16 protein-coding genes are annotated in these 20,715 nt (G+C 63.1%); 10 read left to right on the forward strand and 6 right to left on the reverse strand.

From position 1 onward, the window contains the following. Window positions 1-3: 3 nt before the first annotated feature. Window positions 4-1,482, forward strand: a complete 1,479-nt coding sequence (gene rlmD / locus S6FBBBH3_RS09325; RefSeq protein ID WP_120177483.1) for a 23S rRNA (uracil(1939)-C(5))-methyltransferase RlmD — start codon at window positions 4-6, stop codon at window positions 1,480-1,482. 90 nt (window positions 1,483-1,572) lie between these two features. Here the strand turns inward: rlmD and S6FBBBH3_RS09330 are convergent, their stop codons facing one another. The 3 genes from S6FBBBH3_RS09330 to S6FBBBH3_RS09340 all read right to left on the reverse strand — a co-directional run bounded on the left by S6FBBBH3_RS09330 (window position 1,573) and on the right by S6FBBBH3_RS09340 (window position 6,775). Next, window positions 1,573-3,708: an ATP-dependent DNA helicase gene (locus tag S6FBBBH3_RS09330; protein WP_232008782.1), complete on the reverse strand. Its 2,136-nt coding sequence runs from the start codon at window positions 3,706-3,708 to the stop codon at window positions 1,573-1,575. 11 nt (window positions 3,709-3,719) lie between these two features. Beyond that, window positions 3,720-4,694 (reverse strand): hypothetical protein, encoded by a 975-nt coding sequence (locus S6FBBBH3_RS09335; RefSeq protein WP_123957693.1) that lies wholly within the window; start codon window positions 4,692-4,694, stop codon window positions 3,720-3,722. Window positions 4,695-4,900: 206 nt separating this feature from the next. Continuing rightward, entirely contained in the window at window positions 4,901-6,775 is a 1,875-nt protein-coding gene (locus S6FBBBH3_RS09340) for a M3 family oligoendopeptidase (RefSeq protein ID WP_120177486.1), read from the reverse strand. Window positions 6,776-7,145: 370 nt separating this feature from the next. Here S6FBBBH3_RS09340 and dcuC point away from each other — a divergent pair, with 370 nt between their 5' ends. The 3 genes from dcuC (at window position 7,146) to S6FBBBH3_RS09355 (ending at window position 11,583) form a co-directional block, all read left to right on the forward strand. Then, entirely contained in the window at window positions 7,146-8,534 is a 1,389-nt protein-coding gene (gene dcuC / locus S6FBBBH3_RS09345; protein ID WP_120177487.1) for a C4-dicarboxylate transporter DcuC, read from the forward strand. Between the two features lie 22 nt (window positions 8,535-8,556). Continuing rightward, window positions 8,557-10,365 carry a M3 family metallopeptidase gene (locus S6FBBBH3_RS09350; RefSeq protein ID WP_120177488.1) on the forward strand — a complete coding sequence of 603 codons (1,809 nt, stop codon included), beginning with the start codon at window positions 8,557-8,559 and terminating at the stop codon, window positions 10,363-10,365. Between the two features lie 84 nt (window positions 10,366-10,449). Then, entirely contained in the window at window positions 10,450-11,583 is a 1,134-nt protein-coding gene (locus S6FBBBH3_RS09355) for a porin (protein WP_120177489.1), read from the forward strand. Window positions 11,584-11,804: 221 nt separating this feature from the next. Here the strand turns inward: S6FBBBH3_RS09355 and S6FBBBH3_RS09360 are convergent, their stop codons facing one another. The 3 genes from S6FBBBH3_RS09360 to S6FBBBH3_RS09370 all read right to left on the reverse strand — a co-directional run bounded on the left by S6FBBBH3_RS09360 (window position 11,805) and on the right by S6FBBBH3_RS09370 (window position 13,871). Further along, window positions 11,805-12,410 carry a hypothetical protein gene (locus S6FBBBH3_RS09360; RefSeq protein WP_120177490.1) on the reverse strand — a complete coding sequence of 202 codons (606 nt, stop codon included), beginning with the start codon at window positions 12,408-12,410 and terminating at the stop codon, window positions 11,805-11,807. Between the two features lie 156 nt (window positions 12,411-12,566). After that, on the reverse strand, window positions 12,567-13,226 hold the full coding sequence (locus S6FBBBH3_RS09365; RefSeq protein WP_120177491.1) for a nitroreductase family protein: 660 nt from the start codon (window positions 13,224-13,226) through the stop codon (window positions 12,567-12,569). 3 nt (window positions 13,227-13,229) lie between these two features. Continuing rightward, window positions 13,230-13,871, reverse strand: a complete 642-nt coding sequence (locus tag S6FBBBH3_RS09370; RefSeq protein ID WP_120177492.1) for a nitroreductase family protein — start codon at window positions 13,869-13,871, stop codon at window positions 13,230-13,232. 323 nt (window positions 13,872-14,194) lie between these two features. Here S6FBBBH3_RS09370 and S6FBBBH3_RS09375 point away from each other — a divergent pair, with 323 nt between their 5' ends. The 6 genes from S6FBBBH3_RS09375 to S6FBBBH3_RS09400 all read left to right on the forward strand — a co-directional run bounded on the left by S6FBBBH3_RS09375 (window position 14,195) and on the right by S6FBBBH3_RS09400 (window position 20,713). Next, the gene (locus tag S6FBBBH3_RS09375; protein WP_120177493.1) at window positions 14,195-14,995 is read left to right on the forward strand and encodes an ABC transporter ATP-binding protein; all 801 of its coding nucleotides are present in this window, start codon (window positions 14,195-14,197) and stop codon (window positions 14,993-14,995) included. Window positions 14,996-15,005: 10 nt separating this feature from the next. After that, window positions 15,006-16,676 (forward strand): ABC transporter permease subunit, encoded by a 1,671-nt coding sequence (locus S6FBBBH3_RS09380; protein ID WP_120177494.1) that lies wholly within the window; start codon window positions 15,006-15,008, stop codon window positions 16,674-16,676. 64 nt (window positions 16,677-16,740) lie between these two features. Further along, window positions 16,741-17,760, forward strand: a complete 1,020-nt coding sequence (locus S6FBBBH3_RS09385; RefSeq protein ID WP_120177495.1) for an ABC transporter substrate-binding protein — start codon at window positions 16,741-16,743, stop codon at window positions 17,758-17,760. A gap of 93 nt (window positions 17,761-17,853) precedes the next feature. Continuing rightward, on the forward strand, window positions 17,854-18,963 hold the full coding sequence (gene phnW, locus S6FBBBH3_RS09390; protein WP_120177496.1) for a 2-aminoethylphosphonate--pyruvate transaminase: 1,110 nt from the start codon (window positions 17,854-17,856) through the stop codon (window positions 18,961-18,963). 48 nt (window positions 18,964-19,011) lie between these two features. Next, window positions 19,012-19,797 (forward strand): phosphonoacetaldehyde hydrolase, encoded by a 786-nt coding sequence (phnX, locus tag S6FBBBH3_RS09395; protein WP_120177497.1) that lies wholly within the window; start codon window positions 19,012-19,014, stop codon window positions 19,795-19,797. A 157-nt stretch (window positions 19,798-19,954) separates the two neighbouring features. Continuing rightward, window positions 19,955-20,713: an HAD family hydrolase gene (locus S6FBBBH3_RS09400; protein ID WP_170143907.1), complete on the forward strand. Its 759-nt coding sequence runs from the start codon at window positions 19,955-19,957 to the stop codon at window positions 20,711-20,713. Window positions 20,714-20,715 lie beyond the last annotated feature (2 nt).

The raw sequence follows: 20,715 nt of genomic DNA on the forward strand, positions 1-20,715 counted from the left end.
TTCGTGAAAAAAACGCATCGCGCCCCCGAACGTCGTCAATTCGACGAGACGCTTCTCGTGACCGGTCTGCATCCTTCGGGAGCGGGCCTTGCCCGCTCCGAGCACGGCCCCGCCGTGCTCGTTGCAGGCGCTCTTCCCGGCGACCGCGTCGCCGCACGCTGGACCGAACCCGCTCCGGGCGGGCGCTTCGGTCTGGCGGACGCCTTCGAAATCCTCGAAGAAAGCGAGCACCGCGTCGACCCCGAATATCCCCGCTGCGCGCTCGCGGGGCGTTGCGGCGGGTGTCCCCTCGCACGGATCGACTACGCGACCGAGCTTGAGCTCAAAACGAAGGCGCTCGTCGCCGATACGCTCGCAGAAGCGGGGTTCGAGGCCGCACGGGTTCTCCGCCCCGCGCTCGGGCACGACGTCGGGAAACGCGCGGGCTTTCGCAACAAAGCGATTCTCTACCCGGTCGATCTCACGGAGAGCGGTACGACCGAACGCCGTTTCGGCTTTTTCGAAGCGCGCTCCCACCGCGTGGTGCCCGCGGAAGACTGCCCGCAGTCGCCCGACTGGATGAAGCGTACGGCCCGCGCCCTGGCGCGAGCGACGCTCTCGGCGGAGCTCGAGCTCTACGACGAAACCTCGGGAACGGGTGCGCTGCGCGCCCTCTTGATGCGGGACGGCGCCCGATTCGGTTCGATCGAACCCTCGTCCGACGTTCGGGGTCTGGCCGTTCTCGTCGTGAACGACTTTCCGCCCGAGGGGTCGGCCGAATTCGAACGGATCGCACGCACGCTGGTTTCCGCCATGCCCGAAGGCGTGTCGCTTGTCGCACACCGCAACGCGCGCCCGGGGAACGCGCTCCTTTCGTTCGAACCCGGCGCTTCGACCGTGCTCTGCGGACGGGGGGCGGTCGACGCGGACCTTCTCGGCCTCACCTTCGAGGTTCGTCCCGAAACCTTTCTTCAGGTGAACAGTCTTCAGACGCCCGTTCTCTACGATGCGGCACTTGACGCCTTGCATCTCTCGCCCGGGGACGCGGTCTTGGACCTCTATTGCGGGGTGGGCACGATCAGTTCGGTCCTTGCGCGCGCGGTCGGCCCCGAAGGCCGGGTGACAGGGGTCGAGCTCGTCGAAGCGTCGGTCGAAGCGGCTCGCGCGAACGCGAAACGCAACAATCTTGCGAACGTACGCTTCGAAGCTGGTCCCGTCGAAACGGTGCTGCCGCGGCTCGCGCTTGAGCGCGCGCCCACCAAAGCCGTGCTCGATCCCGCTTACAAAGGATTGGCGGACTCGGTGCCGGCCGTTCTTGCGAAGCTTCCGATCACGGACTTGGTCTACGTGTCGTGCAACCCCAAGACGCTCGTACGCGACGTGAAGCGCCTTGCGGCCTTCGGGTTCGAACTCGAATCCGTCACGCCCGTCGACCTTTTCCCCGGGGCCTTTCATCTCGAAGCCGTGGCCGTCCTTCGACGGCCGGGGGACGCAGGCTCCTGACGGCAACCCGAGGGGCCGGCCTTGGAGGCCCGCGCAGAGGAACGAAAATCGCCCGAGCGGCTCGGCCGGCTCGGGCGTTTTCTTGCGGGCTTAGTGGTACAGCCCCTCGTAGTAGGCGGTCGGGTTTAGGAAGAATTCGATCGCCTTTTCCGCACGACGCGTTCGGTAGAAGTCGGGCAGGCTCTTGAGAATCCGCTTCCCGTAGGGCTTGTCCGCCACGCGGCTGTCGCAGAGCATCAAGACCCCGCGGTCCGTTTCCGAACGGATGAGACGCCCCGCGCCCTGCTTCAGGGCGATGATCGCCTCGGGAAGCGAATATTCGAAGAAGGGATTCCCGCCCGAAGCGCGGATCGCATCGCATCGCGCCGTCGTGATCGGATCGTCGGGCGGAGCGAAGGGAATTTTGTCGATGACGACAAGCGACAACGCATCGCCGCGCACGTCGACGCCTTCCCAGAAACTCATGGAGCCCACGAGAATCGCGTTTCCGCGACGACGGAATTCTTCGATGAGCGTTGCGCGCGGCATCTCGCCCTGAACGAGCAGCGGCCAGGGGCTGCGGTTCGCCTTCAACTTGGCTTCGAGGAGGTCGGCCGCGCGATTCACGGCCGCAAGCGACGTGCAAAGCACGAACGTCCGACCGCCCGCCGCGTTGATGAGGGGCCACGCGGCCTCGACCACGCGTCCCGCGTGCTCCAGCGTGTTGTTCGCGGGGGCGGGGAGGTTCGGGAGGTAAAAGCACCCCTGCTCCCAATAAACGAAGGGACTCTCCCAGCTGTGCGCAGCCGTCTCGGGCGGAAGCCCCACCTCCATGAGATAGTGCTTGAAGTTACCGGCAGCCGAAAGCGTCGCGGACGTAAAGACCCAGGCACCCCCTTCGGCTTCGCGCATTTCGCGGAATTCGTTCGAAAAGGAGAGCGGCGTTTCGTTGAAACGCACGCCGTTTTGGAGCACCTCGACCCAGCGGATCATGCCTTTCGAGGGGCCGTTCGCGGGAGCGTCCGTCGCGGGTTCGCTGTCGGGGCCGGGCGCCGGATTTTCCGACTCGGCTTTCGCACTGCGCTGCGCTTTTTCGGCCTTTTCCGCTTTTTTCAAGAATTTCTGCCAGCGCTCGCACTCCGCGTAGACCGTCTTCCAGTATTCGTAGAGCGTGTCGACTTCGTCGTTGCGGCCCTTGTTCGCTTCGAAAGCGTTCCCTAGACGCTCGAAAGCCTTCACCGCTTCGTTGAGCGGGGCGCGGAGTTCGTGGAAGCGTTCGATGTTTTGAACGGACTTTCGGTCGCCTTCGACGAGCCCGATTTCCATCACCGCCAGGCGCAGATCGTAAACGTGCTTCACGACGTCGTCGTAGAGGTTCGACCACTTCGCGCCGTCGCGCAGGTACGCTTCGCCGTACTGGCGCGCTTCCGAAGCAATGTCCTGGAGCTGATAGGTGGAGAACTTCGTTCCGAAGAAGTCCGAGGCGATCTGCGGGAGCTGATGCGCTTCGTCGAAGACCGTAAGCTGCGCGGCGGGCAGCATCCCGTCGATCTTGTTCGCGGCCTGCCGCTTCATCGCCATCGACGAGAGGTAGAGGTGATGGTTGACGACGACGATCTGGCTCTCCAACGCTTTTTCGCGCGCGAGCTTCACGAAGCATTCTTCGTAGTAGGGGCAGCGTTCCGACCCGAGGCAATTCTCCCGGGTACTCGTCACGTAGGGCCAGAGTCGGTCCGTTTCGGGGACGTCGGTGAGTTCCGCCTTGTCGCCCGTTTTCGTGATTTCAGCAAAGCGTTCGATCTTGCGAAGCTTCTCGTAGGAATCCCGCTCGGGCAAAAGTCCCTCGTCGCGCACGCGCTTCAAGCGGTGCAGGCACACGTAGTTCGAACGCCCCTTGAGTACCGCGGCGCGCACGTTGAGGCCGAGCGCGCGAGAGAGAATCGGGATGTCCTTTTTGAAGAGCTGATCCTGAAGCGGTTTGCCCGCCGTCGAAATGATGACGGTCGCGCCCGAGAGGAGCGCCGGCGTCAGATACGCAAACGTTTTCCCCGTCCCCGTACCCGCTTCGGCAACGAGCGTGCTTTTCTTCTCGAGCGCCTCGGCTGCGGCCAGAGCGAATTCGACCTGACCCGCGCGCGCGGCAAACCCCTGCGTCTTGCGCGCCAGGGGCCCTTCCAGCGCAAAGGTCGCGGCGACGCGGTCGGCGAGCGAGCGCTTCGGGTCGAATAAGAGCGGTTCGTCTTTCACGGCATCGTCCTTCAGAAGAATTGCGCGAGACCCGAGTCCTGGGACTTCCGGCGCTCTTCGTAGCGCTTTTGAGCGGCTTCGCGCTCCTTCAGGCTTTCTTCGAATTTCTTTTGCTTGGCTTCACGCTCGGCGCGACGCTTTGCGGCCGTGGCTTCCGCCTCGTCCAAGCGCTTTTTCGCTTCGAGCTGCTTGGCGTTGTAGTACGCCTCGTTTTCGCTTTCAAGACGCGCGCGTTCGTCCGCCGCGTTTTCCGATTCGGCCGTCTTCGGCTCGATCGCGAGAGGCTCGGACGGAGCTTTCGGGGTCTTGGGTTCAATCGAAAGGGGTTCCGAGGGTGTCTTCGGGGTCTTGGGCGCAACGCGCACGGGCTCCGAGGGCGCCTTGCGTTCGCGCGGGACGAATTCGATCGGCTCCGAGGGCTTCTTCAAGAGGGGCTTCGGGAGCGTCACGGGTTCGGGCGCGGGCTTGGCGGCTTCGGCCGCGCGTTCCGCCTTGAGTTCGGCGTTTCTCGCCGTACGCACGACATCGTGGGCGCGCATCATCAAGCGACGCACTTCGCGCTCGCGCTCGTAACTCAAACGCTTCGCCTGATCGATGCAACGATTGACGAGGAACTTCCCGTAGCAGTGGAGTCGCACGTCGTCGACCGCTTTTTCAATGCGGGCGAGTTCGCGCTCGCCCTTCGCGATGACCTCTTCGGCTTCGTCCACCGTGCGGATGCGCCCTTCGCCCTTCCACGCGTCGTAAAACGAGTGATCTTCCAGAACGGCCTGCGCCTCGGCTGCCGCGCGTTCGCGACGAGCGAGCTCCTCGTCGGAGGGCGCGGGCCGCTCGGGCTGCGCTTCGGCGGGAGGCAAAAGCTTCGAGCGCATGTCGGTGACTTCAAGCGCGGCGACATTCGCCGACGTCAGGCATCCCGCTGCAACGACCAGCGAGGCCGCAAACGGGACGAGGTGTTCCGAAGGAGAAAAAACGGTCCGAAACATGGGAAAAAGCTCAATGAATGCAGGGAAAACATGCGAGACGTTCGGACGGCCCGCCTCGGTGAGGCCGCAGGGCGCGGGCTTGTCGTCCGAATCGCCCAATCGTCGGGGTCGAACGTAGCCCGAGTGTAGCAAATGGAGGGGCGCTCCCCCGCGCGCTCGGGAGGCGATCGGAAGGCAAGGCACACGCACGGGGCGGGTACGACGCCTCACGGCACGTGCTTTGTGCGCGCTTCCCGCTCGTCGAGGAGCATCCGGTAGCGCGCCACGGGCAAAAGCGCTTCGTCGAGCGCCTCGTGCCAGAAAGCGCGCGAGCGCGGATCGAGTCCCGAGAGTTTCTCAACCGCCACGTGTCGCACGAGCAGTTCGCGCATCGTCGACGAACCCGCATCGAGCCACATCGCCTCAAGCGCCCGTCGTCCCGCCTCGGGATCTTCGAGGTCGCGCAGGCGGCGCGCCACGAGATTCGAGACGAGAAACCCCAATACGTACTGCCAGTCGTAAAAGAGCGTCCCCTGCCGATAAAAGTGCGGCTTGTGCACCCAAACGTACCGGTCCGTCTCCAGTGTCGAATCGCCGAAATAGTGCCGCCAGCTTTCGTCCGAAAGCGCGTTCAGCTCCGCCGCCGAGAGCACCCGGTCGCGACGCTCGCGGTAGATGTGCGCAAGGAGCCGATGCCGGGCCGAGACCGCCAGAAGCAGGTTCGAGATCCGCTGCATCATCAGCCAAAGAAGCGGCTCTTCGTCCCGGGTTGCGGCATCGGATGCTTCCTCCGCCAGACCGCGAACGAGCAGCGTCTCGTAGACGTTTCCGGCGAGTTCGATCATCGAAAGCGGCACGAGCCGATCGCCCGCACTGCGCCTCTGAAGCACCCGATGCAGGTGGCCCGCCCCCAAAAGATGCGTCATCTGCGCTTCGCCCGCCGCGTTCGGGAACGTGTTGGCGATGATGCGCACGGCGCCCGCCGCCGGCATGTTGTCGCACCAGCCGCCGCCCGCTTTCATGGGCAATGTTTGGGCGTTGATCCAGCCTTTTTCGTGCGCCTCTTCGACGAACGCGGCAAAGCCCGGATCCGTGCGACCGAAGACGCGCGCGATGTCGGCGCGCATCACCTCGGGACCGCGTCCCGGCCCCCAGCGTCTCTCCGGCAAAGGGCACAGAAGGTGCGCCACCCGCATCGCACGTACTCCTAGACGGCGCGAGCGAAGCCGTACGGCTTCGCGCACGTCCTCGATGCGTTCGTCGAGCGCCTCGCTCATCGCGACGAAAATCTCCCGCTCGGTACGTTGCGCGAGAAGGGCCGCACCGTAGATGTCGCCCGCAAGACGCACGTTCGCATCCGCCTCGACGAGCTTCACGCGAAAGCCCGTTACGGCGTTCAGAAGATCGGCAAAGCTTGAAGCATGACTCGCCATCCAGCTGTTCATCGCTTCGAACGTCGTGCGACGTAAAACCGGGTCGTCGGAACTCTTCAGTACCGCAACGCTCGTGCCGAAGCTCTGCGACCGTTCGTGCCCTTCTGCGGTCGAGACTTCGATCGAACAGGTGCTCGTCAGATGGGTATGCAGAGCAAGGAGCGGTTCGAAGACGTCGCTCGAGAGCGACGTGGCGAACTCTTCAAGGGGCGGCGCCACGCGGTGGGCGGCCGAGCGGCTCGACTCCGCACGCAGCCTCCAGGCGCGAAGCGCCCGTCGGGCCTCGCCTCTCAACCGGGGCGAATCGACGGGAAGTTCGCACAAAACTTCAAAGAGGGGTTTGGCGCACGCCTCGAGTCGCCGCACGCGTTTGGCAACGCGACTGCGGGCCGATGCGATCGAGCCGTCCGAGGCGTTCAAGGCCAGACGTTCGCGCACGAGCGTCATCAGGGTAGTCGCGCCATCGGTCGTCTTTCCGTAGAGTTCGAGCGCTTCTTCGAGAAGCCGCAGATGCGCCTCCGACGGTTCCCCAGGAAATTCCTCCGCCCCGTTCGACGATCGAAAATCCGCCGCCACCCTCGTCGCCGCCTCAAAAGCGACGGCCGCAAGCTCAAAGGCCCGCGAAAGTATCTCGAAGTCGTCCGCGGCGCTTCGTAACCGCTCCTGCATGATCCCCTCCTTCTGCAATCCCTGCGCATGCGCTGCGTTCGGGCGACGTCGCGCCGGCGAATACTCAGGGGTTTTTACTAGTACCCCTACGGGTTATCCCTCTGCCTCGTTCTACGAGACCCGCCTGACCCGAACGCTTCGTGAGCATACACCGAACGGTCCTACGGAAAAATCCAGGGGTTTTTACTAGCTATTGGCCCGATCTTCCCTCCGACGGCTTCCCGCGTCTCTGCCGATGCGCTCAAACTTCCCACCGCGGTCGGGTGCGCGGCCCCGCTCTGCGCGGCTCTCGGAGACGGATCCCGTCCCGCGCGCACCGCCCCCGATTTTCCCGAAATTTTTCCCAACTCTTCTCCCGGAGTTACCCACCATGATCGGCATTCTCATCGGCACGCTGACGCTCGTTGTCGTCGGTTGGGCCATTCTTAAGGGCAAGTACGCGCCTCTCGTGCTCTTTACGAGCGGCGCCTTCATGCTCGCCTGCGCCGTCTTTTTCGACCTCGGTACGTTCCTGCCCAAAAAGGCGCTTCCGACCGGAAACGACTACCTCGATATCATCGAATTCATTCGCTACATGTTCTCGAACCGCCTGGCGGGTCTGGGGCTGCTCATCATGGTCATGGTCGGCTTTGCCTCCTACATGACCCACATCGGCGCGAACGACGCGTTCGTGAACATCGCGATCAAGCCGCTTTCGGCCATCAAGAGCCCGTACGCCATGGTGTTCGTCGCATTTCTGCTCGGCAAAGCCGTGTCGATGGTGATCACCTCGGCCGTGGGGCTCGGCGTACTGTGTCTCGCGCTCATGGGGCCGGCGCTTGCCGCGCTCGGGATGAACCGCAAGGCGATCGGCGCCGTTTTCGTCACCTCGGGCGCCGCGTCGCTCGTACTGCTCGGCGGCTCGACCGCCGCAGCCGCGAAGGCGTGCGAACTCACGATTCTCGACTACGTCTTTGTCTACAAGATCCCCGCCGGTCTCCCGACGGTGCTGGTGATGGGGCTCGCGCACGTTTTCTGGCAGCGCTACCTCGACCGCAAGGAAGGTTGGGTGCCGACCGAGCATCGCGGCGAAACGCTCGTCTTCGAAGAGGACGTCAAGCGTCCCTCGAGCGCCGCTCCGAAGATTTACGCCTTCCTGCCTTTCCTGCCGATGGTGCTCGTTGTGGTCTTCTCGCGCTACGTGATCGATTCGGTCAAGCTCGACATCTCGGCGCTCATTTTGCTCTGCGTCGTGATCGCGATGTTCTGCGAAGCGCTGCGTTGGAAATTCAACGCCGAAAAACTCGGTGCGGGTCTCAAAGTCTTTTTGCAGGCCATGGGCAAGTCAATGGCGGGCGTCGTTTCGCTCGTGATCGCCGCGGGCGTCTTTGCCGAAGGCTTCAAGGCGCTCGGCATGCTTGACGCGATCGTAAGTCTCGCTTCGACCGTGGGCGCGGGCGGCCTCGGCATGTCGGTGCTCTTTGTCCTCATCACAACCGCCGTCACCGTGATTGCGGGCTCGAACGGGGCGTCCTTCTATCCGCTCGTTGAAATGGTGCCGAAGATCGCCAAGGATCTCGGCGTCAATCCCGTGATGCTCGTTTTGCCGATGCACCAGGCCTCGACCATCGCGCGGCCGCTCTCGCCCGTCGCCGGTGTCGTCGTTGCGATCGCTGGGATGCTCAAGATGAGCCCGCTCGAACTTGTGAAGCGCGCGTCGGTTCCCTGCATTCTCGGTCTCATCGCACACCACCTCTTTGTTTTCTGGCTCTCGCTCTGACGAACACTTTCAAGACCACCCCATGACCTCAGATATCAATTCCGTTTTGCAGGCGCCCTCCTGGACGATGGACGATGCGTACGTCGACATCGGCGCCCCGCGCTACGAAGCAAGCTTCCGGCGCACGGGCGAACTCGTCGACGCGCTCGAAGCATCGAAATCTCCGATCGCGCACGATGCGCTCCCCGCCGCACTTTCCCTCTACGACGAAGCCGTGACGCTTTCCTCGTCGCTCGGCTCTTTTCTGAAGTGCCTCGGCGCAAAGGATTCCGGCAACGACGCGGTTCCCGCGGAGCAGAGCCGCCTCAACGCCCTGACGGCCCGCCTGGAGCGCGCCGCCGAGCCGCTTTTCGCCGCTCTTGAGGAAATCCCTGCCGACGATCCGATCCGCGCCGTTCCTCCCCTTTCCGATTGGGCCTTCGAACTTGAGGATGCCTCCCGCCACTGGAAGCGGCGCCTGAGCGCCTCCGACCGCGACTGGCTCGGCGCCTTCGAAGCCGAAGTTTTCAAGCCTCTCGGGGAAACCTTCAAGACGCTTCAGAAGGGCGTCGACTTCGAAGCCGAAAACGCGCACGGCGAAAAGGAACGGATCCGAGCCGCCAAACTCGTTTCCGTCATCAAGGGCGCTCCCGACCGGACGCTGCGCGCCAACGTGAATGCGGGGCTCAACGCCTCGTACGGCGCCCGAGCCGACCTCTATGCGGCGCTTCTCAACGCGTTGCACGGCTTTCGTCTGGCGGCCTTCGGGCGTGCGGGCGTCGAGCCGCTCTCGGTCTCTCTGCATCAGAACCGCATGAGCGAAGGGGCGCTTCGCGCGATGCGCGGCGCCATCCTCAAGCACATCGACACGGTGCGCGACGCCGTGCGCGTTCGCGCCCCCTACTTCGGCGACACGCGCCTCAAAATCTACGACCTGATGGCCCCCGCCCCCGAACGCGGCAAAACCGAAGTGCCGCCCCTGATTCCCTACGCCGAAGGGATCGGCATCGTGAAATCGGCGCTCGGGAACGTTCACCCCGACATGGCGGCCTTCATCGACATGATGCTCGAGCGCCGCTGGATCGACGCGGTGCTCTCCGACGCGAAGGTGGGAGGAGCCTTCTATTCGCGCTTCAACGAGTTCAAATGCCCTCGCGTTTTTTCGAGCTACACCGGAACGATCACGACCGTGCTTCAGCAGGGGCACGAGCTCGGGCACGCCTTCCACTACTGGGTGATGCGCGACCTTCCGACCGTCCAGACGGAATTCCCGATGACGCTCACGGAAACGGCGAGCACCTTCAACGAAGCGGTCATCCGCGCGCACCTGCTTGAAAAAGCCGCGTCGCGCGACGAGGTCTTCGGCATGCTCTGGCAGGAAATGCGCTCGTGCGCGAACTTCCTCATGAACACGATGGTGCGCATGGACTTCGAGCTTGCCTTCCTCAAGGAGCGCGCCTCGGGGGTTGTGTCCGCGCGCCGCTCGGTCGAACTCATGCGCCGCGCCTGGACGGACTGGTACGGCGACTCGACCGACGGGGCGGACGACTACCTCTGGGCCTACAAACTCCACTACTATAAGACCGATCAGCTCATCTACAACTACCCGTACACCGTCGGCTACCTCCTCTCGCAAGGCCTCATGCACGCGCTCGCAACGAAGGGCAAGGACTTCTATCCCTTCTACACGGCGCTCTTGCGCGATACGGGACGCATGACGGTCGACGGCATCATCGAAAAGCACTTCGGCGCCGACCCTGCGGGCGAAGCCTTCTGGGAAGACTGCCTCGCGGCTCCGCTTGCCGCCGTACGTCGCTTCAAGGCGGAGTTTTCAGACCCCAACGTCCGCTGACGATTTGAAGACACACCGCACCCCACAACCCGACCTTTCCGGAAGGAAACCCCTTCCGGAATTCAACCTTTTAGGAGAATCCTAATGAATCGCACGCTCACCGCGTCGGCCGCTGCCGCCGCGCTCCTTTGCACCGCCGCAACCGCCTTTGCCGCGGACGTTCAGATCTACGGCCGTGTCGACGCGGGCCTCAAGTACGTCCACCAGGAAGGCGGCAAGGACGACTTCACGCTGAATTCGGGCGGCCGCGCCCACAACCGCGTGGGTCTCAACATCAAGGAAGACCTCGGAAACGGTATGGAAGTGAAGGGGTACCTCGAAAACGGCTTCACACTCGACGACGGGTCGCTCGACACCGAAGGTCAGCTCTTCAACCGCCGTTCGATTCTCGCCGTCAAGGGCTCGTATGGCGAACTCGGTCTCGGGCGCATGGGTACCGTGCAGTCGACCGTGTCGCCCTATACGATGGGCCTCATCAAGTACGACCCCTTCGGCACCTCCTACTCGCAGGCCTCGATCGGTTCGACCTTCGCAAACACGAGCCGCATCAACAACGGCATCACCTGGATTTCGCCTCAATGGAACGGCTGGAAGGTCGGCGCCACCTACGGGATGGGCGACTCCTCGGATGAAGAAAAGTGGCAGGACCGCAACCACACGCTCGCGCTCGCCACGGACTACACGGGCGAAAACCTCTACGTGAGCTTTACGTTCGCGAACGTTCAGCGCGCCAACACGAGCACGACCGTGACCGACGACGCGCAGCTCTACGGCACGGGCGGCTGGTTCCGCTTCGTTCCGTCCGCTCGTCTCTTCTGGGGCGTGCAGTACCAGAAGAGCTGGGCCTCCGCCGCGGGCGTGGCCGCCTCCGATCTCTACGTCGATCCCGATGCCGAAACTCCCGAACACATCGACGGGATTTCGGGCGGTTTCGACGGCGTGAGCCTCCTGCTCGGCACCGATTACGTGACGGGTCCCCACAAGGTGATCGGCGGCGTGCAGTTCTTCGACGGCGAACTCGCCGACAACAAGGACGCCGACTACCGTCTGACGGTGCTTGCCGCCGCGTACGAATACAAGTTCGCGAAGACCGTTTGGGGCTACGTCGCCGCGACCACCTCCTTCGGTTCGGGCGACCTCGTGAAGCGCAGCATCGCCGACGCGGACTACGAAAACGACGCCTCCGAACTCATGGTCGGCATCAACTGGAACTTCTGATCGAAGGGCCGACACCCGTCCCGAAACGACGAAAGGGCCCGAATTCGGGCCTCTTTCGATCGTCGACCGTCGGTGAGGAAATAGGCATCGATTCCATCCGACCTCCGGAAGACGCCCCTGCGGGTGCGTTTCCCGGAGGTTTTTTCTCGGGGCTCGCCAAGCGAAGCGAGCGCTTGCTTACGCCGATTACCTCGAGTTACACCGATCTTTCAAGGCCGCTCTCAGTAGCGCTCCGTGACGGCGTTGGTTCCGTCCAGAATCGCCGCCTTGCCGTTTCCTTCCCAGGCACGAATCGCTTTTTCAAGCTTCTCGTCCATGCTTTGCTGGTTCGCGGCGATCCAGACGTTCAGACTTTCGTTGGGTTCGACGAGCTTGCAGCCTTCGATGTCTTTGATGAAGCGCCCGCTCTTCAATTCGTCGGCGGAAAGCGGGCGGAAGGCGAAACGCGCCTTCATGAGCCCGAGTCGAGGCGAGACGGAGACGTAGTAGCGGCGGTTCGGATCGAGTCGGGCGCGCAAAAGGTTCGAGCTTTCGCCGCCGACCACAAACGCGTAGTCGCCAGGCTCCAGCACCTGCTCGATCTTGTGACCCGATTCGAGAATGCCGATCGTTTCGGCCTTCCCATCCTTCTCGTACGCGATCGGCGCGGAAATGGCCATCCCGACATAGCTCGCGCGATAGAAGGTGACGACGCTCTTGCCGGCCGTAGCAACGCGCGCGACCGGCGCGTCGGCGGCGGCTTCGACGGGTTGCATGTAGCGGTAGGTCGAGCAGCCGCTCAAAAGCATCGCGCCCATGGCAAGGGAAAGGAGAAGTTTGACGTTCATGAAAACTCCTGAGGAGGTTGGTGGTGGTGAAAAAACGAGGGAATCGTGGAACAAAGCGAATAGGCGGGCGCCTTGCGGCGTCTGCCGACACACAAAGCCCCGCTTTCCTATCCATTCGGAAAACGGGGCTTTTAGAGTAAGCGACGACTTACTTCATCAAAGCATCGTCACGACCGCATCCTTCGGGAAGCGGCTCTTCGGACGCATGGCGTTCGAGTCGTTTTCGGCACGGTAGCCGAGCGCGAGCGCGACCACCGAACGGCGCTTTTCGGCACGAAGACCGAAGTCTTCGTCGAATCGATCGAAGAAGAGTCCGCCCAAAACGGTCGAGTCGATCCCGAGTTCGGCCGCGGCGAGCGTCGCAAAGCCGAGCGCGATGTGCGCCTGCTCGGAGGCCCATCGCTCGCCCGATGCTTCGGTACGGCAGTAGTTGAGCACGGCGCCGCGCCGCAGCGCGTCGATGTCTTCGAAGGCCGTCCCCGGAGCGAAGCGCCCGTCCGCCTTTTCCGCCTCGAGCAGGCGGTCAAGGTACGCGGGGTTCGTGAGGTCCTTTTCGATCGCAAAGACGATCACGCAATCGGCATCGCGCACGCGCTCCGCGTTGAAGTCCTTCACGGAAGGCATGAGGCGCGCCTTCGCTTCGGGCGAACGTACGACATAGAAGTGCCACGGCTGGATGTTGACCGAGGAGGGCGCAAGACGCAACACTTCAAGAAGCGCGTCGAGCCGATCGTCGGGAATGCGACGCGCCGGATCGTAGTGCTTCGCGGTGTAGCGCGAACGCATGCGCGCCAACAGGTTTTCGACGTCGCTCATCGATTACACCTCGCGAACGATTTCCGTGAGCGCCAGACGGGACTTCGGACGCGTCGCGTTCGAGTCGTTTTCGGCGCGGTACCCGAGACTCACGGCCGCAACGACCTTGAGGCCCTGCGACTTCGTGTCGAGAATACGATCGAGTTCGGCGCAGTCGATCCCTTCGAGCGCGGTCGAGTCGATGCCGTAGCTTTCGGCGGCGGCAAGCAAAAAGCCCATCGCGATGTAGCTCTGAGCCTGCTCCCAGGCGTGGAGCGACTCGGGCGTTTCGGAGTGCAGACCGACGAAGTGGCGACGCCCCGCGTCGAGCCCTTCGATCTTCGTTTCGTCGGCGTAGCGCCCGTCGGCGATTTCCTTGTCAAGCACGCGCTTGAACATCGCTTCGTCGTACGCGTCGCGGATCGTAAAGACGATCACGTCGCTCGCGAGCGTCACGCGCTCGCGGTTGAAGTCGAGAATCGCCGGAAGAAGCTTTTCCTTCTGCTCGGCCGTGCGGGCGTGGAAGTACACCCAGGGCTGCGAATTCACGGACGAAGGCGCGAGGCGCAGCACTTCGAAGAGCTTCTCCATCGTTTCGCGCGGAATCGCTTTCCCGCTGTAGTGCTTCGTCGTGTAGCGGGTGCGGGCGAGTTCAACAAAGTCCATTTGAAATCCCTCCTGTAGGAACCGTCGGACACCGGGAGCTCCGTTGCGAACGTGACGAACGGAAAGTCCCCGGAAAGGTTCAGTTCTCCCCAATCTTCGCACAGTGCGGGTTTTCCGGCACACCACCCGCGGTACGTGTTCGTGCGCTTCGAGGGGCCGCAACACCTCCCGACAAGCATCTCAAGCCCCGTCATGAAATCGTCATGACGTCTTAACGAAAGGATTACCGAACCGATACCGAACCGTCACGGTTCTGTCACGAGGCCTCCCGATAATGGCCCCTGTTTTACCGCATCCCTCGATCTTCGCATCGCTTTCGACCCATGCTCGAGCTCAAAAACATCACCAAGCGCTACGCCGACCGCACGATTCTCGCCGACGTCAATCTCTCGATCCGCAAGGGCGAGATCGTTTCGATCCTCGGTCCCTCGGGTTGCGGCAAAACGACGCTCCTCAACCTCATTCTCGGTCTCACGGACATCACGTCGGGGCGTCTCGTCTACGACGGCGAAGACCTCACCGACGTGCCGATGGAAAAGCGCGGCTTCAACATCGTCTTTCAGGACTACGCGCTCTTTCCGAACCTTAACGCCCGCGAAAACATCACGTACGGTCTCAGAAACTTCCCCGACCGTTCGAGCCCCGAGGAGGTGGACGAACTGATCGACCTCCTCGGGCTTCGGCGCCACCTCGATCAGTCCGTCGACTCGCTCTCGGGCGGTCAGAAGCAGCGCGTCGCGCTCGCGCGCACGCTCGTCATGAAGCCGCGCCTTCTGCTTCTTGACGAACCGCTCTCGGCCCTCGACGGCCTCATCAAAGAGTCGATCAAAGACCGCATCAAAACGATCGCCCGTCAGTTCGAACTCACGACCCTCATCGTGACGCACGACCCCGAAGAAGCGCTCACGCTCTCCGACAAGGTGCTCGTCATCAACGAAGGCCGGATCGCGCAGTTCGCTTCGCCCGTCGAAATCATGGCGAACCCCGCAGACGACTTCATCCGCCGCTTCATCCTTTCGCAGTTGACGATCAAGCGCGACAACATCTTCCGCCTCTTCGGGACGAGCCATCGCACGACGCCCGCCCTCAACCAGGCGCCCGCGCTGCGCTCCGAAGCGATGTAAGGAGAGCCCGATGTCGACCGCTTTTGCCGGAATTCTCGGGTCGGGCTCCGCGCGTTCGGGCGCCCGCATCGAGTACCGCATCGCCTTTGCGGCGATCGTTCTTCTGCTCGGGGCCGCACTCCTTTACCCGATCGCCACCGTCTTCTGGCAGTCCGTCGTGAAGGACGGCGCCTTCACGCTCTTGCACTGGACGACGCTTCTTGCGAAACCCTCCTTCCGGGAGATGATCGGCAACAGCTTTCTCGTCGCGGGTCTCTCGGCCCTGTGCTCGGCCGTGATCGCCTTTTTCGCCGCCTACGGGCTCACGTTTTCGAACGTTCACCCGAAGGTCAAGCGCCTGATGCACGTCGTGCTCCTTCTGCCGCTTTTTCTTCCCTCGATCACGTACGGCTTTGCGGTCATTTATTCGTTCGGCCGCATGGGGCTCGTGAGCCAGTTGCTGGGGCAGCTGCCTTTCTCGATTTACGGCTTCTGGGGGCTTCTGATCACGGATATCGTTTACACGCTCCCGCCCGCCTTTCTCGTTCTCTACAACGCCTTTCGCTACGTCGACCGGCGCTTCGTGATCGTCTCGCGCGTCATGGGCGACTCGCCCTTACGCACCTTCTGGCAGACGGCGCTTCGCCCGACGCTCGGCGCCTGCGTGTCCGCGTTCGTACTCGCCTTCTTTCTCGCCTTCACCGACTTCGGCATTCCCGTTTCGATTGCGGGCGAATACGAAGTGATCGCCACGGCGCTTTATTCGACCATGATGGGCGCGGTACCCGACTTTGGCGCGGGTGCGGTGATTGCGATTTCGATGCTCGTTCCGTCGGCTGCGGCCGTGCTTCTTCTGAAGCGCGCCGACCGGCTCAACTTCCGCTACAACCAGATTTCCGACGCGGCACCCGTGGAAAACCGCCTGCGCGACGCGCTCTGTCTTCTCTATTTCGCCGCAATCGGGTTCGTGCTTCTGTCGATCTTCGCGGTGATCTTCGTCGTGCCGTTCGTCGAATTCTGGCCCTACAAGCCCGTCTTCACCCTGGAGCACGTCAAGAGCGTCCTCTTCGAAGGGGACGTCTGGCCCCTCTACCTTCGCTCGATCGGCGTGGCGCTCGTTTCCGCCGCGATCGGTACGCTCGTTGCGTTCACGGCCGGGATGATCCGGGCGCGATCGGATTTGTCGGAGCGCTGCCGCACGGCGATGGACGGCTTTGCGATCCTCACCTCGACGCTGCCCGGCATGGTGCTCGGCGTCGGCTACCTCTTCGCCTTCAGCGGGACGCCTCTGCAAAACTCGCTCGCCATTCTCATTCTCGCCAACCTCGTGCACTTCCTCGCGACGCCCTACCTCATGTCGACGACGGCACTCTCGAAGATGAACGCCCGCTGGGAGACGACCGCACAGCTGATGGGCGACTCCTGGATGAAGAGCGTTCTGCGCATTCTCGTGCCGAACGCGAAAACGACGCTCATCCAGATGTTCGAAACGTACTTCATCAATTCGATGGTGACGATCTCGGCAATCGTCTTCCTGACGGGCACCCGCACGATGGTGCTCACGACCCGGATCAAAGAGCTTCAGTACTACGAACGGTTCGATGCGATCTTCGTCCTGTCGCTCCTCATTTTCCTCACGAACGTCGTCGCGAAACTCATCCTCGACCGTCTGGCCGAACGTTCCGCCCGGCACTCGCACTAACCCGAAACCGCGAACGCACGTCGTTCGAAAACCCCTCATTTCCCCTCAAAAGGAACAACGCACCATGACCACGCTTTCCACGGTTGCCCGCACGACCCTCCTCGCTTCGGTTGTTTTGGGCCTGGCCGCCTGCAACAACACCGACACGACGAAGAACGCCCCGGAAGCGGCCGCGAAAACCGCCGAAGCCGCGCCCGTCGTCATCTACACGAACGCCGACGAAGAAGCTCAGCAGGCGATGAAAAACGCCCTCGACAAAAACGGTCTCAAGGGCGCCTACCTGATGCAGGGCTTCGGCACCTCGGAATTGGGCGGCAAGCTCGTCGCCGAAGGCAAAGCGATCGAAGCCGACGTCGTCACGATCAGCACGTACTACCTCGAGTCGCTCCAGAAGCAGAAGTCGATGTTTGCGCCTCTCGGCTTTGCCGTTGAAACGCTCTCGCCCGTCCCCGACTACTACGCGCCGATTCTCGGCAACTGCGGGGCGCTCTTCGTGAACACCGAAGTGCTCAAGGCCGACGGCCTCAAGGCCCCGACCTCGATCGAAGAGCTCGCCGATCCCGTCTATGCGGGTCACATCTCGGTGCCCGACATCACCGGTTCCTCTACCTCCTGGCTGATGACCCAGGCGATGATCGCCGCCAAGGGCGAAGAGGCGGGTGCCGCCGTCATCCGCCAGATCGAAAAGAACGCGGGCGCGCATCTTGAAAAGTCGGGGTCCGCTCCCTTGAAGAAGATCCGCGCGGGTGAAGTGGCCGTGGGCTTCGGGCTGCGCCACCAGGCCGTGGCCGACAAAGCAAAGGGCCTCCCCGTCGACTACGTCGACCCGAAGGAAGGGAATTTCACGCTCTACGAAGCCGCGGCCGTGGTCGACAAGGGCGAGAAGACCAACCCCAACGCCCGCAAGGTGGTTGAAACGATCGTGAAGTTCGGTCGCCCCGAACTCCTCACCTACTACCCGGTTGCCCTCTACAAGGGCGAAACCGTGACGGCCGACAACAAGCCCGCGCATCCCGCGAGCTTCTCCGAACCCCTCACGGTCGAACTCCTTCAGAAGCACCAGAAGCTCGTGAAGGGCGAATAACGCCTCACGGAGCCGTGCCGCCCGGCGCACGCGCGCCGGGCCGCTTTTTTCCGATTTTTTCTTTTCATTCGCTTTTCTTCTTTTTCAACCGCCATGTCGAACCGCGACCCCAACACCTACAAGCTCCTCACCCCCGGCCCTCTCACCACCACCCTCACGGTGCGCGAAGCGATGCTCGTCGACCGCTGCACCTGGGACGACGACTACAAGTCGATGACGCAGGACATCCGCGCGCGTCTTCTCAAAATCGCGCACGCGGGCGACGACTACACGGCGGTCCTCATGCAGGGCTCGGGCACGTTCGGCGTCGAATCCGTGCTGAGTTCGCTCCCCGGTGCGAACGATCATGTGCTCGTTCTCGTCAACGGCGCCTACTCGAAGCGCATGTGCGAAATCCTCGCCCGTCACAAGATCGCCCACACGGCGCTCGAATTCGACTGGGCCGAAACGCCCGACACCGCCGCGGTCGAAGCGCACCTTGCCGCGCACCCCGAAGTGACGATGGTTTCGATGGTGCACAACGAAACGACGACGGGTCTTTTGAACGACATAGAGTCGGTCGCCCGCGTCGTGAAGGCGGCCGGCCGCACGATGATCGTCGACGCGATGAGCTCCTTCGGTGCCGTCGACATCGACGTCCCGGGGCTCGACCTCGACGTTGTCGTCTCCTCGGCCAACAAGTGCATTCAGGGCGTCCCGGGCTTTTCCTTCGTCATCGTGAAGAAAGCCGTGCTCGAAGCCTCGAAGGGCAACGCCCGCACGCTTTCGCTCGACCTCTACGACCAGTGGGCAACCCTGGAAAAAGACGGCGGCAAGTGGCGCTACACCTCGCCCACGCACGTCGTGGCGGCCTTCCATCAGGCGCTCCTCGAACTCGAGGCCGAAGGGGGCGTTGCCGCCCGCGGGAAGCGCTACGCCGAAATGAACCGCCGTCTGCGCGAAGGGATGGAAAAGCTCGGCTTCAGGGCCTACGTGACACCCGAACACCAGGGGCCGATCATCACGACCTTCTTCTACCCGTCGGACGACTTTTCGTTCGACGACATGTACGCGGCACTCAAACGCGAAGGCTATGTGATCTACCCCGGGAAGCTCACCGAACGCCCGAGCTTCCGTCTCGGCAACATCGGTGAAATTCACGCCGAAGACGTCGAAGCAATTCTCGAACTCTTCTCGAAGTACACGGCCTCGCACCGCGCCTGACGCGCTCCGTCCCCGCAAGAAACCCGATAACACACCAAGGAATCACACATGTCTCGCATTGAATGCGTCATCTTCGACTGGGCCGGCACGACGGTCGACTTCGGCAGCCTCTCGCCCGTTTCCGCCTTTCAGGAAGCCTTCCGCACGTTCGGCGTCGACGTGACCGAAGACGAAACTCGCGCCCCGATGGGGATGCTCAAGATCGACCACATCCGCACGATGCTCGCCATGCCCGAAGTGGCGAACCGCTGGCGCAGCGTCCGGGGCGCGAACCCGACGGAAGCCGACGCGCAAGCCGTCTACGAACGGTTCGAGCCCGCGCTCATGGCCGTCCTCGACCGACACTGCGATCCGAAGCCGGGGCTTCTCGAGTGCGTTGCCGAACTGCGCGCGCTCGGCATCAAGATCGGGAGCACGACGGGCTTTACCCGTGCGATGATGGACGTCGTCGAACCCGCGGCGCGCGCTGCGGGCTACGCGCCCGACGCCGTCATGACGGCCGAAGATACGGGCGGCTACGGCCGACCCTGGCCTTTCATGATCTTCAATAACATGAAGGTGCTCGGCGTCAAGTCCGTCACGCGCGTTCTCAAGGCGGGCGACACCGTCTCCGACATCGAAGAAGCGCTCGCCGCGGGCGTCATTCCCGTCGGCGTCGTCGAAGGCTCCTCTGTCATGGGGCTCTCCCGCCGCGAATGGGACGCGCTCGACGAAGAAGAGCGCGAAGCCTGCCGCGAAAAGACCCGCGCGGTCTTCGCCCGTGCGGGCGCGCGCTACGTCGTCAACAACCTGGCCGAACTCCCCGCGCTCGTTCGAGCGATCGAAGTTCGATGAGCCTCAACCCCTCGATGCGTCGAGGGGAATGCATCCCATCACGCGCAACGCCCTTTTTCGGGGTGTCGCGCGTTTGCGTTTTTCGGGAAAAGACCGGCCCGAGACGCTTTTCACACCCGATCCGGCACCGCACATCTTTTCGGAGAAACACCGCATCATGGCCTTTCCCTTCCGCCTTCAGTCGGGCGCCGAACCCCGCGCCATCGTTTTCGACCTCGACGAAACGCTCATCGCCTGCGATTCGACCCAATGCTGGACCGAGTGGCTCTACGAGACGGGCACCGTGACGGATCCCGCGTACCGAAACGCGACCCGCTCCATGGTCGAGCGTTACCGGGCGGGAACGCTCGACATCCGCGAATTCCTGCGCGACATGGCGCCCGCTCTCGAAGGCCTCACGCGCGAGGCGCTCGATCGGCTGATCGAGCGCTTCATCACCGAACGCATTCTCCCCAACGTCTATCCCGAAGGGCGCGCGCTCATCGCCGAAGCCCGCGCAGCGGGCTTGCACATCGGGATCATCTCGGCAACGGCCGCCTATCTCGTGCAGCCGATTGCTCTGCGACTCGGCGTGCATGAAGCGATCGGTATCGACCTTGCAACGAAGGACGGCATCCCGACGGACGAAGTCGTCGGCACGCCCTCCTTCCGGGAAGGGAAAATCGCGCGTCTTGCCGAGTGGCTTGAAAAGAAGAACGGCGAGGGGTACTTCACCGAAGGATCGTCCGAAGGGGCGCTTCCGCCCGTGACGCCCGCCGACGTCTTTTTCTTCACGGACAGCCGCAACGACCTGCCGCTGGCTCTGCACGCGGGCGGCTGCGCGCTCGTGAATCCCGATCCCACGATCCGCGCCGAGGGTCTGAAGCGCGGCTGGCCCGTCCTCGCGTGGAAGGTCTCCGACGGCAATCCGGCGTGATG

It is taken from the genome of Sutterella megalosphaeroides, from assembly GCF_003609995.1.
Classification (GTDB): Bacteria; Pseudomonadota; Gammaproteobacteria; order Burkholderiales; family Burkholderiaceae_F; genus Sutterella; species Sutterella megalosphaeroides.